Here is an 11439-nt window from a genome sequence, read left to right as displayed (position 1 = left end):
TGCGCCCGCGAACGCTCCAACCGTAAGGACAAGAACAACGTTAACCACCGCGTCGAAAAACAGAGCTGACGCCACGACAAAAGTTACAGTCGTTGGATTGGGGAGAATGAAGGCTCCTCCGAGTACGAGGCCGATGCCCAGAGAGCTGCCGATCGCGATAGTGACAAGAAACCGATGATATTCACGAGCGACGACGATTCGGCGTCCGATATAATACCCAAATCCGATTGCAATGAGTAGTGTCCCAAGTGGTCCGAGCGCTTCTGAAACTTGAGTATACACAGTTGCCGACGCACCTGCTGATCCAATCACCGGTAGCCCTTCCGGGATGCCGGAGGAACCAGTCCAATGATTAAAGATCGCTTCCGGGATGAAGTCACCAACCCCTCCCTACTCGCGTCCTTCGGACGCTCGCTGAGGGTGGGGCTTGCATGGCGGACGTTGGAGGCTTTGTGGCGTCCTTCGCCCTTGTGTGCCGGTGCGGTCGGCCGGCAGCGGCAATGTAATTGGACGTGACCTCGGGTTCTATCCCCAAAGCGGGGAACGGAGAGGCTCGTGGCATCACGTTCACCGTCGTCGGTCCATCCTTCACGGACCGGACGAGTCCGGTCCGCTGGGCACGGTGACCGGTGCCCGCCACCGCCGAGATAACCCGTCCTTGGCCGCACCGAAACGTGGCCGGGCACCCCTTGCGGGGCTGTCTGTAGCCCGTCGGTGGCTATGTGATAACACGGGTTATGGCGGCCTAAGTCTTGCGTTTTCGGTGTATGTGCCCAGCTATACGAACGCGCTCCTCCCCGCCCTACTCGCTCCCTTCGGTCGCTCCTTGAGGACGGGGACTCCGCGCTATCGCCCCAGTTGAACAATCCAGACGAGAATCCCGAAAAGCCCTGATATCGCACCGAGTCGTTTGGTATCCATACACGAAGTATCGGGCAACAAGAGCATAAGTGTTTGGACGGTGAACTATTTGTACCTTCAGTGAGCAACTCTTGCTCTTCGATGCAGCCGATTCCTGACTGAATCTCATGCTCGGTACAGGGGGTAGGTCTAACAACAACGTCCTGCGTTCAATAATTAAGGCGGCTACTGAGGAAAGGATTGCAAAGACCACTGTGGCAATCCCAAAGAGATCGTATGGATTTTCGAAATCGGGACTAATGAGAAAGACAAATAACAGGAACGATGACACCATCAAAAATCGTGTCGATACGGGTCCGATCGAGAGGGAGGATGAAACTTTTGTGTGCTGTGAAGAATCTAATCATATATGGAATCTATACGTACGCTAGCCCCTATTCAATTCACTAAAGGGTGGCAGGAACTTCCAAATCACCATAAGAAAGTCCTCAAATTAGGATTTATTATCCTATTTTCGACTGTGATTACAGCTTCAATGGCTCTGTTTGCATTTTATTTGGCAGACTATACACCCCCGTTCGATGTTATCGAATCACTAGTGATTGGTATCGAGATGGGAGCAACGTTATTAATCGCGATCGGAATTTCTGGATTCACAGTACTATTCTATAGAAACGGATTTCCAATTGTCGCAACAATATCCTTGATATTTTATATATTTTTCTTCGGTAGTTTCTATTGAGTGATATTTTACTCTTTAGGCCTTAGATTCGCCCCGTTTCTGATAGGTTTTATTTTCCCGCTTATTTTTGTGACTATCCTACAATTACATGCTAAGGTGTGATTCGGACCACAAGGTGGATTAGTAACTCCCGTCGCATAGATGACCAGAACTGAGTGTATTAGTATTACAGATACATAGACTGGCTATACTTCCCTTATCTCATCTAGAGATCGCCTAATTCTGTATATGGAGAGTAGAGCGCCCAAAAGGAGTATGGCATTTGGCTAGAATATATCAGCTATCCTCTCGTTAGAGGGGTTGAAAACGTGGTTTGACTATGAGTCAATACTCGTAGAACTCGTTGTACGTTTGTCGTGATCTATTGGGGGCCAGCGGGATAACAGCATTTCTCCACGATCTCCCTCTTTCAAACCCGAATTTGCGAGCATTGTCATAGATACAATCCTGATCCCCCCTTCTACTTCTGATTTGGGTGGTAGGATAACTCAATCGATAGATTTGCGTCTGCAGTGAGCAGATCGAGGAAGGGGCGAACGCCGATATGAAAACCGTAGTGTGACACCCTCGCTGTACCCCCTACATCCGCCCACTAGCTACCACCGATCGAGCCCCGACTGCCGGCGCGGCCCCGCGGGATCGGCGACCCACGGGGTTCGTCGCTCGCGTTCGGCCTCGAGGTCCGCTTCGGGACCCGCCTCGGCCGCGACCGGCTCGTAACCCGGACACTCCGAACCGCACTCGCTTGCGGGCTCGACGATCCGTCCCTTCCAGCGGCAGTAGGGCACCGTCGCCGCCGCGTCGGCGCCGTCGGGATCGCAGGCGTCACACGCCGGGAGGTCGTACGTCCGCCACCCCTTCCCGTAGGCGCGCTCGGCGATCCGTCTCCGCTTCCGGGCCTTCCGCTCCGGGGAAACGACGGCGACGTCGGTCCGGCCGGGACGCTCCGCGAGCGGTTCGACCCCCGGCTCGCCCGGCTCGAGGGCGGTCGGCTCGCGGACGACCTCCAAGGTATTTTCCGAGAAGCGCCAGACGCCGACCTGATCGGGCAGTCGGTTCAAGTGTGCGCGCGTGACGTAGCTCTCCGTGGCGAGGATCACCCGGTCGAAGAGACCGAGGGCGACGTCGGTCCGCAGTTGGCCCTCGAGGTCGCCCGGCCGGTCCAGATCGGGTTTGTTCTCGATTCCGACGAGCTCGCCGTACCAGTCGGGGTAGCGGGCGGTCCGGCGGACGTAGTCCCGGCCGCCGCGGCGCTCGCGTTCGAAGAACCCGACCTCGCAGGCCCGCTCGGTCGCCCGGCGGGCCCGCTCGGGATGACAGTCGAACGCGTCCTTCCAGTAGCGCGCCCGACCCGTTCCGACATCGGAGTCGATGGCGGCGTCGGGAATCGCCTCCCCGGTGATCGCGACGCGCTCCGCGAACTCTGCGCCGGGGGAGACGACGACACAGTCGACGACCCGGCCGCCGGGGTCGGCGACGCTGCCCCCGAGCTGACGGGCGACGATCCCGTCGGTCTCGCCCTCAAGGTGGGCACAGAGGCGCAGTTCGAAGTCGAACTCGCGCACGGGGGAGAGAGGTGACCGGGCGAGAAAAGCCCGCGGGTTCGGCGATTACGTGGATCGGATTATCCGGTTTCGATCTCGGTTCCGACGACCGCGAGCTCGTCGTCGAGAGTCGCCCGCAGTTCGTCGCCCGCGAGGGGGATCGAGAGCTCGAGCCGGACGGGGTCTTCCGCCCGGACCCGCGTGTATTCGTCCGAGACACACCACGGGAGCGTCCAGTAGGACCGGTCGGCAACGGAGACGCCCCGGTCGCGGTGGAAGCCGACGACCTCGGGATGGTCGAGCAGGCGCAGACCCGCGGCCGAACAGAGGCTGTGGCCACACTGTCGACACTCGTGGTCGACCCGGACCGAAACACCGAGACAGCACTCCCCGTCCTCGACCAGACTGGTATGCATCCTGCCGGCACACTCCGGGCAGACGCCGTCGGCGGCCAGACAGTGGAGGTGGCGCACCCGCTGGTCGAAGGCCGCCGCGACCTCGGCGGGCGTCCGGTCGGTGAGCCCGCCCGGCGGGAACGAGTACTCGCCGTGGCCCTCTCCGCAGGCCCGGCAGACGATCGCGAGCCGTTCGTCCTCGTAGCGCGCCTCGAGGGCGCCCTCGCAGGCGAAGCAGGTTCCCTCGACGCCGAAGGGCTCGACCGTGGGATGTTCGTTGAACGAGCCCGCGATCACCGACCGGACGACCTTCTCGCCGGCGTGTTTGAACGCGTACCCCTCCTCCGTCTTGCGGACGAAGTGGCCGACCAGCCGCTGGAGGTGGTAGTTGAACTGCGCCGAGTCCTCGGTCCCGACGACCCGGCGGAGCTCCGAGAAGGGAACCGGGCGTTCGTCGGCGAGCCACAGCGCCTCCAGAATCGCCAGCCGGGTATCGTCGCCAATCAGGGCGAAGGCGTCGGCGGGCGCCAGACAGTCGGTACACTCGAGGAGGGACCTCTCCTCGCGGCCGTCCGGGGTCGAGGCGTCCGATCCGCTCATACGCGATCGATCGACGGCAGTATCCTAAAAGGTTCCCTGAAGCAGGTTTGTGTAAGAATTCCGATCGGTACACGAGCGTGGAGGCGGGGTCGAACTCTACCCGAACGAGAACGCCGGAGATACCACGGCCGGCGCCGTCGTCGGCGAGTGAACGGGTATCGTCCCTGCGCCCCCGGAACAGTAGGTTTATCAATCGCAGCGCGGAAGCTGTAGCTACGATTATTCCCGTCTCATGGAAGGAAATCGACAACCGGAGGTGAACATCGGGCTCGTCGGCCACGTAGACCACGGCAAGACGACGCTGGTACAGGCGTTGTCCGGCTCGTGGACCGACCAGCACTCCGAGGAGATGAAACGCGGCATCTCCATCCGGCTCGGCTACGCGGACGCGACGTTCCGTCGCTGTCCCGGGGTCGACGAACCCGAGTGTTTCACCGTCGAGGAGGAGTGTCCGGACGGCTCGGCAAGCGAGCCCGTCCGGACCGTGTCGTTCGTCGACGCCCCGGGTCACGAGACCCTGATGGCGACGATGCTGTCTGGTGCGGCGCTGATGGACGGTGCCGTCCTCGTCGTCTCGGCCAATGAGCCCGTTCCCCAGCCCCAGACCGAAGAACACCTGATGGCCCTGGACATCATCGGGATCGATAACATCGTCATCGCCCAGAACAAAGTCGACCTGGTCGATGGCGACACCGCACGCCGGAACTTCGAGGAGATCCAGGAGTTCGTCGCGGGCACCGTCGCCGAGGACGCTCCAGTGGTTCCGATCTCGGCCGGCCAGGAGGTCAACATCGACCTCCTGATCGGCGCGATCGAAGCGGAGATCCCGACGCCCGACCGGGACCCCGACGCCGACCCCCGGCTCCACGTCGCCCGCAGCTTCGACATCAACAAACCCGGGACGGCCTGGGAGGACCTCGCAGGGGGGGTCCTCGGCGGCAGCCTCGTCGAGGGCCAACTCGAGGTCGACGACGAACTCGAGGTTCGCCCCGGCCGGGAGGTCGAGGAGGGCGGCCAGTCAGAGTACGTCCCGATCGAGACGACGGTTCGGTCGCTACAGGCCGGCGGGGAGGGAGTCGACGTCGCGACCCCCGGCGGGTTGTTGGGGGTCGGCACCGGGCTCGACCCCGCGCTCACCAAGGGCGACGCCCTCGCGGGTCGGCTCGCGGGCCCGCCTGGTTCGTTGCCGCCGACCTGGGAGTCGTTCACGATGGAGGTCGATCTCTTAGAGCGGATCGTGGGCAACGTCGAGGGCGAGACCGACGTCGAGGAGATCTCGACGGGCGAGCCCCTGATGATGACCGTCGGGACGGCGACGACCGTCGGCGCCGTCTCGAGCGCCCGCGACGACGAGTGTGAGGTGCGGCTCAAACGTCCCGTCTGTGCCGAACCCGGCGCGAAGATCGCGATCAACCGCCGGATCGGCGCGCGCTGGCGGCTGATCGGCGTCGGCACGCTCACCGACTGACCCCGTGGCACGTATCGCGATGGACACGAGCGCACTCATGTTACCGGTCGAAGCCGACGTGCGGGTCTTCGAGGAGGTAGAGCGGCTGCTCGACGCCGTCGAGCCCGTCGTTCCCCGGTCCGTGCTCGCGGAACTCGAGGAGCTCTCGGCGGGCAGGGGTACCGAGGGGAGGGCGGCCTCGGTCGGCCGGACGCTGGCGGAAGAGCGGTGTCGGCCCGTCGAAACCGACGCCGAGTACGCCGACGACGCCCTGGTCGAACTCGCCCGCGAGGGTGACGTGGAGTACGTGGCGACGGCCGACCGGGCGCTTCGCGATCGCGTGCTCGACGAGAACGTACCGGTACTTGCATTACGCGGGAGAAACAAGTTAGCGATCACTCGACCATAGATGTACAAACGGGTTAGATTGACTGATACGATAGAAGTGCCCCCCCGGGCGCTCGGCGACGTCTCGCCGATGCTCGTGAAGCGACTGCTCCAGGAGAAACTCGAAGGGCGGATGGACGAGGAGGTGGGAAGCGTCGTCTCCGTCACCGAGGTCCACGACATCGGTGAGGGGACGGTCCTGCCGAACCGTCCGGGCGTCTACTACGAGGCGGAGTTCGACGCGGTCACCTTCGACCCCCAGATGCAGGAGGTCGTCGACGGCACCGTCGTCGAGGTCGTCGAGTTCGGTGCCTTCGTCGGGATCGGCCCCGTCGACGGCCTGCTCCACGTCTCACAGATCTCCGACGAGTACCTCGCCTACGACCGGGAGAACCAGCAACTGGCCTCCAACGAGTCCAACCGGACGTTGGGCGTGGACGACGCCGTCCGCACCCGGATCGTCACCAAGTCGATCGACGAGCGCAACCCCCGGGACTCGAAGATCGGCCTCACCGCCAAACAGCCCGGCCTCGGGAAACACGGCTGGCTCGAGGAGGACAGAGAGAAGCGCGAAGCCACGGCGGGTGAGTAGTCGTGGCATCCGATCGCCTCGTCTGCCGGGAGTGCCACCGGGTGAACGACGCCGACGTCGCGACCTGTACGTCCTGTGGCTCCTCGTCGCTGACCGAAGACTGGGCGGGCTACGTCGTGATCGCCCACCCAGAATCGAGCGAGATCGCCCGCGAGATGCAGGTCGACGAGCCGGGCGCCTACGCGCTCAAGGTCCGCTGACGGGGCCGAGCCGTGAGTCGCGACGATCCGGAGCCGACCGCGGAGCCGACTGACGCCGACCAGTTACTGGTTCTGCCGGACGAGCTCCGCCGCGAACTTAAGGAGCCGATGGGGCCGATCGAGACCGACGCCGCCCGGCTCCTCGCGGACGTCGACGGCCCTCTCGTCGCCGTCGGCGACGTCGTCACCTACCACTTCCTGCGGGCCGGCCGTCCGCCGGACGTCTCCCTCGTCGACGAGCGGACCGAGCGGTCGGCGGTCGACGAGGAGGTCCGCGAGACCGTCACCGAGGCGACGACCGTCGAGGTCGTCAACCCGCCCGCGACGATCTCGCGGGCCGTCGTCGAGGCGCTCCTGGAGGGACTCGCCGAGGACGAGCCGACCACCATCCGCGTCGAGGGCGAGGAGGACCTTGCGGCGCTGCCGGCGATCGTCGCCACCCCGGAGGGTGGAAGCGTCGTCTATGGCCAGCCCGGCGAGGGAATGGTCCACGTGAAGGTTACCGACGGCAACCGCCGGGACGTCCGCGCCCTGCTCGATCGGTTCGAGGGCGACGTCGATCGGCTCTGGAGCCTCCTCGAGGAAAGGGCGTCGGACGACGAGTAGCGGCCTCGAGGGTGGCGTTCGACCGGGGAACGACGGTCGGACGGTTCGTGCAGGTTTCACAAGGCTATTGTCACTCGTTCTGTAGGTCTGGGTATGGAGAAAGCCGTCATCGCCGGACTCGCCATCGGGGCGGTCGTCGGCGGGGTGCTGTATCTCGCGTTCGGGTCGAGCTGGCACCTAGTCGCCGCCGCGACCGCGCTCTACGCCGGCTTGGGCTACTTCGCCATCCGGTACCAGCGACTGCTCGCGCGCGAGTTCCCCGCGTTCGATCGGCGTTCGGACCGACGCGGCTACGCGATCGGGCTGTTCGGGGCCTGCATCGCGTCCGCCGCGATCGAACGCCGGTACGCCGCGGGCGACGCCACCCTCGAGTTCGTCGTCGTCTACGTCGGCGTCGTCGGCTTCCTCGTCGCTTCGAGCGCCGCGGCCGCGGATCTCGACGTCGGCGCTCAGTGAGGCCGCCCGGAACGGTCCCCCTACGGGGGAGCCACGGCCTCCGTTCGCGCCACCGGTGACCGGATGGCGGGCGAACGGAAACGATCGTCCGGGCGGGCCGAGAAGAGACCGTAACGCCTATACGTTTTTTAGGCGTTCCTAAACGCGAATGGCGGAATCGCAGACGGCCGGCGGCCATCCCACCCGCCAGCGCGATGGGTGGGTGACGCCGACGCTCGTGGCGTTCTGTGCGGCCAGCGCGGCGATCACCGTCGTCGCCGGGCTCGTCCAGGTGAGCTTCGGGTCGTACTCGATGACGCTCCTCGAGGCCTGGGAGGCAGTGGTCGATCCGGCAGTCCTCTTCGACGGCGACGCCTGGCGGGCGTTCCTCCTGGGCGAGGAGCTCCCCGAGATGGGCTCGAACAGCCTGGTCGTCTGGGAGATCCGGCTCCCGCGCGTGTTCGTCGCGATCATCACCGGTGCGACGCTCGCGATCTCGGGGGCGATCTTCCAGGGCGTCACGAGAAACGAGCTCGCGAGCCCGTTCGTCCTCGGCGTGAGTTCCGGAGCCGGCTTCGCCGTGCTCGCGACGCTGGTGGTCTTCAGCGGGCTCACGACCTTCCTCCCCTTTATTGCCACCGCCGGCGGAACCGTCGCCTTCCTGATCGTCTACGTCATCGCCTGGAAGGGAGGGACCAGCCCCGTCCGGCTCGTCCTCGCGGGCGTCATCGTCAACATGGTGTTCCAGTCGCTCCAGCAGGGGCTGTTCTTCTTCGCCGACGATCTGGGCGTCGTCCAGACGGCGATCTCGTGGCTCACTGGATCGCTGACCGGCACTGGCTGGAGCGAGGTCCGGATGGCCGCGATCCCGGCGGTCGTGGCGATCGTCGCCGCGCTCGCGGGCGCGCGCCAACTCAACGTCCTCCTGCTGGGCGAGCGGACCGCCCGGTCGCTGGGTATGCGCGTCGAGACCATCCGCTTTGGCCTCTCGGCAGTCGCCATCCTCGCGGCCAGCGTCGCGATTTCGGTCGCGGGCGTCGTCAGCTTTTTCGGGCTCGTCGTCCCCCACATCGTCCGCAACGTCGTCGGCAGCGACTACCGGCCGCTGATGATCGGCTGTCTGTTCGCGGGGCCGGCACTGATGGTCGTCGCCGACGTCGGCGCCCGGCTCGCGCTCGGGGGCACCCAGCTCCCCGTCGGCGTCGTCACCGGGCTCGTCGGCGGCCCCTACTTCCTCTATCTGATGCGCAGACAGCGCTCGATGGGTGAGCTCTGATGGCCGGGAACGAACGCGTGACACCACCACGATCGACCGACACGAACCGATCGGACGACTCGGAGCCGACCGAGGGCTCGATTCCCGACGAGGGGCAGACGCCCGACGCCGCGGAGGACGCCGCGAGCGCCCTCGCGGGCGACACCCTCGAGTTGACCTACCCGACCGCCGACGGGACGGTCGTCGAGTGTGGCCGGGTAGACGTCCCCGAGGGCGAGATCACCGCCCTCGTCGGGCCCAACGGCAGCGGGAAGAGCACGCTCCTGAAGGCCTTAGCGAGCCACCTGGAGCCCGCGGCGGGGGTCGTCCGCCTTCGGGGCGAGGATCTGCGGTCGTTCGGACCCAAGGAGATCGCCCGCGAGCTCGGACTGCTCTCGCAGGAAAACGAGTCGGTGGGGGACGTGACCGTCGAGGACCTCGTCGCCCACGGCCGTTATCCCCACCGGGGGTTCTTCGACGGGCTCACCGAGACGGATCGCGAGGCCATCGACCGGGCGATCGAGCTCGCGGGGATCGACGACCTCCGGACCACAGAGCTGGGACAGCTCTCTGGCGGCCAGAAACAGCTCGCCTGGATCGCGATGGTGTTGGCCCAGGACACCGACATCCTCCTGCTCGACGAACCCACCACGTTTCTCGACCTCCACCACCAGTTCCGAGTCCTCGAGACGATCCGCGAACTCAACGAGCGCCGGGACGTGACGGTCGCGATCGTTCTCCACGACGTCTCCCAGGCCGCGCGGTTCGCGGATAACCTCATCGCCCTCTACGAGGGCGAACCGTACGACTGGGGGCCCCCCGAGGAGATCGTCACCGAGCAGTTGCTTGCGGATGTCTTCGGCGTCGAGGCCACGGTCCAGTACGAGCCCGAACTCCAGATCAACCCCAAGCGCGCGCTCGGAAACCGCACCCGGTGATCGCTCGGCGAGCGGGCGGACTTTCGGAACGCTTTTATTATTTTAGGTTGGCCTAAAAGCATGGGACGCGAACCGAGCCGACGAGACCTGTTGAGAACCGGCGTCGCGGCCGCCGGGATCGGAACGATCGCCGGCTGTCTGGGCGACGACGGCGGGAACGGCAACGGCAACGGAAATGGGAACGGAGACGGCGGAGCTGAGGAGAACGACACTGAATCCGGGGACGGAGACGACGAGACCGGAACGGAAACCGAGGTCGAATCCGAGGCCAACGAGAGTGGAGGCGCCGACGGGGAGAACGGGACCGACGACGGAAACGAAAGCGGCGGGAACGAAACCGGCGGCGACGGAAACGAGAGCGAGGGGGACAACGAGACCGACGGCAACGAGAGCGACGACGCCGACGGCGGGAGCTACTCGGTGACGATGGAGCCCGTCGGCACCGTCGAGTTCGACGCCGTGCCCGAAACGTGGGCGGCCAACAACGGGAGCTGGGCCGACATGGGGATCGCGCTGGGACAGGAGCCCCCCGAAGCGGTCTATCTCGCCAACCGGTATCACACCCAGCTCTACGACGAGATCCCCGGCGTGGAGGTCGACAAGAGCGGGATGACCTCGCTGTGGGAGGGCGAACTCGATCCCGAGGAGTTCCTGGCGCTGGGCGAGGACGTCGACGTCTTCGTGATGGACCCGAACTTCCCCGTCGGGCGAAGCGACAACTGGGAGGACGGCGACATCGAGCAGATCGAGTCCGCGGGGACGCCCTTCTTCGGCAACAGCATCTTCTCGCGGGGCTACGAGTGGCACGACTACGAGTACCTCACGCTGTACGAGGCGTTCGGAAAGCTCGCCGAGCTGTTTCAGGAGGAAGAACGCTACGAGGCGTTCGTGGAACTTCACGAGGAGTTCCAGACGAACCTGGAGGACGTCGTCCCCGGAGAGGAGGAGCGCCCGTCGGTCGCGATCATGTGGCCCCAGCCCGCGGAGGCGCCCGAGGAGTTCTCGCCGTACCTCATCGACGAGGGGACGAGCTTCAAGCAGTGGCGCGACCTGGGCGTCGAGGACGCCTTCGCGACGACCGACGTCGAGGACTTCCACGCCGGTCGGTCGGCGATCGACTACGAACTCCTGCTCGAGATCGATCCCGACGTCCTCCTGATCCGGGGCAACGAGGCCAAAACGGCCGAGGAGTTCGAGGAGACCGTCCTCGCCTACATGGAGGGCCACAACGTCGCGAGCGATCTCACAGCCGTCGAGAACGGCGACGTCTACCGCGGCGGGCCGCTCTACCAGGGCCCGATCACGAACCTCGTGCTCACCGAGCGGGCCGCGAGCCAGGTCTACGGCGTCGACGGGGAGCTGTTCGACCGCGGGCGGGTCGCCGATATCGTCAACGGCGACCTCTGAGCGCGAACGGAGAAGTTCTTTACCGCCCGC

General features: G+C 64.8%; 11 protein-coding genes. 9 read left to right on the top strand and 2 right to left on the bottom strand.

Annotated elements, in window-relative coordinates; genetic code table 11:
- Window positions 1-2199: 2199 nt before the first annotated feature.
- Both LCF40_RS12510 and LCF40_RS12505 read right to left on the bottom strand, forming a co-directional pair.
- Window positions 2200-3168 carry a DUF5787 family protein gene (locus tag LCF40_RS12510; protein WP_224828688.1) on the bottom strand — a complete coding sequence of 323 codons (969 nt, stop codon included), beginning with the start codon at window positions 3166-3168 and terminating at the stop codon, window positions 2200-2202.
- Window positions 3169-3227: 59 nt separating this feature from the next.
- On the bottom strand, window positions 3228-4142 hold the full coding sequence (locus LCF40_RS12505) for a winged helix-turn-helix domain-containing protein (RefSeq protein ID WP_224828687.1): 915 nt from the start codon (window positions 4140-4142) through the stop codon (window positions 3228-3230).
- Window positions 4143-4374: 232 nt separating this feature from the next.
- On the opposite strand from LCF40_RS12505, the gene LCF40_RS12500 reads away from it, so the two are divergent.
- From LCF40_RS12500 to LCF40_RS12460, 9 genes are all read left to right on the top strand, one after another.
- The gene (locus LCF40_RS12500; RefSeq protein WP_114576220.1) at window positions 4375-5610 is read left to right on the top strand and encodes a translation initiation factor IF-2 subunit gamma; all 1236 of its coding nucleotides are present in this window, start codon (window positions 4375-4377) and stop codon (window positions 5608-5610) included.
- A gap of 19 nt (window positions 5611-5629) precedes the next feature.
- A complete protein-coding gene (locus tag LCF40_RS12495) occupies window positions 5630-5998 on the top strand; it encodes a type II toxin-antitoxin system VapC family toxin (protein ID WP_114576219.1) in 369 nt (122 codons plus the stop codon).
- The gene (locus tag LCF40_RS12490; protein WP_114576218.1) at window positions 5999-6568 is read left to right on the top strand and encodes a DNA-directed RNA polymerase; all 570 of its coding nucleotides are present in this window, start codon (window positions 5999-6001) and stop codon (window positions 6566-6568) included.
- Window positions 6569-6570: 2 nt separating this feature from the next.
- Complete coding sequence (spt4, locus tag LCF40_RS12485; RefSeq protein ID WP_114576217.1) at window positions 6571-6768, top strand: transcription elongation factor subunit Spt4; 198 nt, start codon at window positions 6571-6573, stop codon at window positions 6766-6768.
- Window positions 6769-6780: 12 nt separating this feature from the next.
- Window positions 6781-7374: a GTP-dependent dephospho-CoA kinase family protein gene (locus tag LCF40_RS12480; protein ID WP_224828686.1), complete on the top strand. Its 594-nt coding sequence runs from the start codon at window positions 6781-6783 to the stop codon at window positions 7372-7374.
- Window positions 7375-7467: 93 nt separating this feature from the next.
- Window positions 7468-7830: a hypothetical protein gene (locus LCF40_RS12475; RefSeq protein WP_224828685.1), complete on the top strand. Its 363-nt coding sequence runs from the start codon at window positions 7468-7470 to the stop codon at window positions 7828-7830.
- A 148-nt stretch (window positions 7831-7978) separates the two neighbouring features.
- Window positions 7979-9085, top strand: coding sequence for a FecCD family ABC transporter permease (locus tag LCF40_RS12470; protein WP_114576215.1), 1107 nt, complete (start codon window positions 7979-7981; stop codon window positions 9083-9085).
- Window positions 9085-10002 carry an ABC transporter ATP-binding protein gene (locus LCF40_RS12465; protein WP_224828684.1) on the top strand — a complete coding sequence of 306 codons (918 nt, stop codon included), beginning with the start codon at window positions 9085-9087 and terminating at the stop codon, window positions 10000-10002. The genes LCF40_RS12470 and LCF40_RS12465 overlap by 1 nt, the downstream gene beginning before the upstream one ends.
- Before the next feature lie 60 nt (window positions 10003-10062).
- A complete protein-coding gene (locus LCF40_RS12460) occupies window positions 10063-11409 on the top strand; it encodes an ABC transporter substrate-binding protein (protein ID WP_224828683.1) in 1347 nt (448 codons plus the stop codon).
- Window positions 11410-11439: the final 30 nt, after the last annotated feature.

It is taken from the genome of Saliphagus infecundisoli (genome assembly GCF_020177375.1).
Lineage (GTDB): Archaea > Halobacteriota > Halobacteria > Halobacteriales > Natrialbaceae > Saliphagus > Saliphagus infecundisoli.
This window is presented reverse-complemented; position numbering and strand designations above follow the sequence as displayed.

Coding starts and splice junctions, on each gene's coding strand:
- LCF40_RS12505 (WP_224828687.1), bottom strand. CDS start 4,142: ATGAGCGGATCGGACGCCTCGACCCCGGACGGCCGCGAGGAGAGGTCC.
- LCF40_RS12500 (WP_114576220.1), top strand. CDS start 4,375: ATGGAAGGAAATCGACAACCGGAGGTGAACATCGGGCTCGTCGGCCAC.
- LCF40_RS12495 (WP_114576219.1), top strand. CDS start 5,630: ATGGACACGAGCGCACTCATGTTACCGGTCGAAGCCGACGTGCGGGTC.
- LCF40_RS12490 (WP_114576218.1), top strand. CDS start 5,999: ATGTACAAACGGGTTAGATTGACTGATACGATAGAAGTGCCCCCCCGG.
- LCF40_RS12475 (WP_224828685.1), top strand. CDS start 7,468: ATGGAGAAAGCCGTCATCGCCGGACTCGCCATCGGGGCGGTCGTCGGC.
- LCF40_RS12470 (WP_114576215.1), top strand. CDS start 7,979: ATGGCGGAATCGCAGACGGCCGGCGGCCATCCCACCCGCCAGCGCGAT.
- LCF40_RS12465 (WP_224828684.1), top strand. CDS start 9,085: ATGGCCGGGAACGAACGCGTGACACCACCACGATCGACCGACACGAAC.
- LCF40_RS12460 (WP_224828683.1), top strand. CDS start 10,063: ATGGGACGCGAACCGAGCCGACGAGACCTGTTGAGAACCGGCGTCGCG.